Annotated in this window: 5 protein-coding genes; 3 read left to right on the forward strand and 2 right to left on the reverse strand. The window is 70.3% G+C overall.

The annotated features are described in order from the left end of the window. Nucleotides 1-605: TetR/AcrR family transcriptional regulator (locus FNH05_RS34740; RefSeq protein ID WP_222426804.1), on the reverse strand; the 605-nt coding region annotated here is incomplete at its 3' end. Between the two features lie 59 nt (nt 606-664). On the opposite strand from FNH05_RS34740, the gene FNH05_RS34745 reads away from it, so the two are divergent. Further along, nucleotides 665-1,345 carry an SGNH/GDSL hydrolase family protein gene (locus tag FNH05_RS34745; protein ID WP_144593089.1) on the forward strand — a complete coding sequence of 227 codons (681 nt, stop codon included), beginning with the start codon at nt 665-667 and terminating at the stop codon, nt 1,343-1,345. Next, the gene (locus FNH05_RS34750) at nt 1,342-2,754 is read left to right on the forward strand and encodes an MFS transporter (protein ID WP_144593090.1); all 1,413 of its coding nucleotides are present in this window, start codon (nt 1,342-1,344) and stop codon (nt 2,752-2,754) included. Before FNH05_RS34745 ends, FNH05_RS34750 begins: the two co-directional genes overlap by 4 nt. Here FNH05_RS34750 and FNH05_RS34755 read toward each other — a convergent pair. Then, nucleotides 2,740-3,102 carry a MerR family transcriptional regulator gene (locus FNH05_RS34755; protein WP_144593091.1) on the reverse strand — a complete coding sequence of 121 codons (363 nt, stop codon included), beginning with the start codon at nt 3,100-3,102 and terminating at the stop codon, nt 2,740-2,742. The two genes, FNH05_RS34750 and FNH05_RS34755, sit on opposite strands and share 15 nt — an antisense overlap. A gap of 56 nt (nt 3,103-3,158) precedes the next feature. Here FNH05_RS34755 and FNH05_RS34760 point away from each other — a divergent pair. Further along, on the forward strand, nt 3,159-3,489 hold a 331-nt coding region (locus FNH05_RS34760; RefSeq protein ID WP_483964243.1), incomplete at its 3' end, for a beta/alpha barrel domain-containing protein.

Consider the following 3,489-nt stretch of genomic DNA (forward strand, 5'->3'; position numbering starts at 1 on the left):
GGGGTGAGGAATCCGTCGAGTATGCGGCGGGCTCGCGCGGTGGCCTCCTTCTCGCCCACGCGCAGCGCGATGTTGGTGGCCCAGAGAACGGCGTCGAGCTGGAAGGCCACGAGGTCCGGATCGAGCTCGCCCGCTTCCCCCGCCTTCACCGCTTCCCGCAGTTCACCGGCCAACAGGCCGCGCCATTCCCGCTGGTGCCGGACGAGCGCCTCCCGGACCGGCCCGGGCCTGGAGTCGAACTCGGGCAGGTTGGCCGCCCAGAAACAGCCACCCGGGAACAGCGGGGTCTCCACATAGGACAGCCAGCCTTCGACGAGTGCGCGCAGCCTGGCGGCGCCGCGCGGGGACGCCAGCGCGGGCTCCACCACCGCGCCCGCGAACGCCTCCCGCGCCGCTTCGGCCGCCGCGACCTGCAGGTTCTCCTTGGTCACGAACAGCGCCTGCACCCCGCTCTTGCTGAGGCCCAGATCCGCGGCCAGGCGCCCGAGGCTCAGCCCGCCGAGCCCCTCCAGCGAAGCGACGTCGACGGCGTGGCGCGCCACCGACTGCCGCGTGCGGGCTCCCCGCAGGAGCCGCTGGTCGGTGATCTCCGCGTGCTCGGTCACGAGCCCCATCCTCCCACAGGCCTTGCACAAACAATACGACCGATCGTACGGTTACTTTCGTGACCGACACAACGACCGCTCTCACCGAAGAGACCGACCCCCTGTGCCTGCCGCCCACCGCCGCGGCACGACTGCTCACGGGCGCGCCGTGGCGCCGCTTCGGGGTGATCGGCGACAGCCTCGCCGCGGGCACCGGCGATCCGAGCCCGGGCTACGCGACCCTGCCCTGGGGAACCCGGGTCGCCGACGTGCTGCGGCGGGCCAACCCCGGCCTGGCCTACCGGAACACCGGCACGATCGGCGCCACCATCGAGCAGACGCTCGCGGAACAGGCCGAAGGAATGCTCTCGTTCGGCCCGGACCTGCTCCACCTCTCCTGCGGCGGGAACGACTTGTGGCGGCGCGAGCCCGATTTCGCCGCGATCGAGGATTCCCTGCGGCGGCTGTACCGCCTGGCCGCCGGATCCGGCGCCCTGCTGATCACTTTCACCCTCGGCAAGGCCTTCGACATCCCGAAGTTCCCGGACTTCCCGGTCCGGGTACGGCGGCTCAACGATCTCATCCGCACCGTCGCGGCCGAGCACCGCGCACTGGTCGTGGACATGTGGGACCACGAGGTCAACACCCGGCCGGGTCTGTTGAGCGCCGACCGCATCCACTTCTCCGCTTCGGGACAGGCCGTCATGGCCGCCGAGGTCCTCAAGGCACTGTCCACTGTGCTGCCGAAGGAGCTGCCATGACGACCGTGGAACAACGGACTTCGAGGCAGCCGGCGGTGCCGATCGTCATGGCCGCTCTGTTCATGGCGATCCTCGACTCCTTCATCGTCGTGGTGGCCGGACCGGCGATCCGAGCCGATCTCGGCGCCACGAGCGGCGAACTGCAGTGGGTACTGACCGGCTATCAGCTCGCCTACGCGGTGTTCCTCATCACCGGCGGGCGCCTCGGCGACCGGTACGGGCGGAAGCGGATCTTCGTCGCCGGCATGGCATTGTTCACCGCCGCCTCCGTCGCGTGCGCGCTGTCCGAAACCGGGGCCACCCTCGTCGCCGCACGGGTCGCCGAGGGACTGGGGTCGGCACTGATGGTTCCCCAGGTGTTCGCCACGATCACCGTCCTGGTGTCCGAAAAGGACAGGCACCGGACGTACGGCGTGCTGGGCGTGGTGATCGGTCTCGCCACCATCGGCGGACAGCTGATCGGCGGTCTGCTGGTCTCCGCCGATCTGTTCGGTTCGGGCTGGCGCCCGGTGTTCTGGATCAACGTGCCGATCGGGCTGGTCACGATCGCCCTCGCCGGGCGGTACCTCACCGAATCCCGCGCGGCACGGGCGCACAAGGTGGACCTTCCCGGCGTCGTGGTGCTCAGCGCGGCGCTGCTGGCGTTCACCGTTCCGCTCATCCAGGGCCGCGAGGCGGGCTGGCCATGGTGGACCTGGCCGAGTTTCCTGGCCGCGTTCGACTGTTTCGCGGTGTTCGCCGCACTCGAACGCCGGGTCGCCGACCCGCTGGTCCGGCTGTCGCTGTTCGCCGCACGCCCGTTCTCGGTCGGGATCGTGCTCGTGCTCGCCGTCTACGCACTGCTGACCTCGTACTACCTCGTGCTCTCGGTGGCGATGCAGGACGGCCTCGGTCTGTCGGCGCTGGGCTCGGGCCTGGTGTACACCCCGGCCGCGGTGACCTTCTTCGTCTTCAGCCTCATCGCGAGCAGACTCGTCCCGGTCCACGGACGCCGGGTGCTGGAGGCCGGCGCGGTCGTGATGACCCTGGGCTACGCGTCCACCGCGCTCGTACTCGGTTTCGGGCCGCACCTGACGCCGGGGCTGGTCATTCCCACGCTCATGCTGCAGAGCATGGGCGGCGGACTGCTCATCACACCGCTGCTGAACACGGTTCTGGCCCGGATCGGCCCCGAGGACGCCGGGATGGCCTCCGGTCTGCTGTCCACGGCGCAGCAGGTCGGCGGCGCACTGGGCGTCGCCGGGATCGGCATCGTGTTCTTCGGCGCCTTCCACCCCACCGGGCAGGACCGGGTCGCGGCGGCCGGGCGCGGACTGGCCATCGCCTCGGTTTTCACCCTCGTCGTCTCGGCCGCGGCGACGGTGCTGGTGTTCCTCCTCCCCAGGGAACGCCCGTCAGCGCCCGCCTGAGGCGGCCTCGATCACATCGCCCAGGACCTCGCGGGAACGCATCAGATCGGCGATCATCGCGTCGATGCGCTGCTGTTCCCGGGTGAGATCGTCGACGAGCTTCCGGTCGGCGATCTCGGACGGGCCGCCGTCCGCATCACGAATGCACGGGAGCAACTGGGCGATCTTCTTGCTGTGCAGCCCCGCGGCGAAGAGCTCCTGGATGCGGATGACGCGGTCCACCGCGGCCTCGGGATAGTCCCGGTGGCCACCGGGAGTGCGCTCCGAGGCGAGCAGGCCCTGCTGCTCGTAGTAACGCAACGACCGTTCGCTCACGCCCGTGCGCCGGGCCAGTTCACCGATCCGCATTCCCCACCTCGCCGCGACTTGAATCTGACACCAATGTCAACTCTTACCGTTTCGGCATGACCGACACAACCACCGTTCCCCAGCTCTTCGAACCCGCGAGCCTCGGCACGCTGGACCTGCCGAACCGGCTGGTCATGGCGCCGATGACCCGTAACCGCGCCGACGCCGACGGCGTCCCCGGACCGCTCATGGCGACCTACTACGCCCAGCGCGCCTCGGCCGGACTGATCATCGCGGAGGCCGCCACGCCGAGTGCCGTGGGACTGACCTACCCGAACATCCCGGCGATCCACGACGAAGCGCACGTCGCCGGCTGGCGGCGGGTCACCGACGCGGTGCGGGCGGCCGGTGGCCGGATGTTCCTCCAGATCCAGCACGGCGGGCGGG

Source organism: Amycolatopsis rhizosphaerae, assembly GCF_007713715.1.
GTDB lineage: Bacteria > Actinomycetota > Actinomycetes > Mycobacteriales > Pseudonocardiaceae > Amycolatopsis_E > Amycolatopsis_E rhizosphaerae.

Excerpts from the sequence above, each read along its gene's own strand:
- FNH05_RS34750 (WP_144593090.1), top strand. The coding sequence starts at position 1,342 with ATGACGACCGTGGAACAACGGACTTCGAGGCAGCCGGCGGTGCCGATC.
- FNH05_RS34755 (WP_144593091.1), bottom strand. The coding sequence starts at position 3,102 with ATGCGGATCGGTGAACTGGCCCGGCGCACGGGCGTGAGCGAACGGTCG.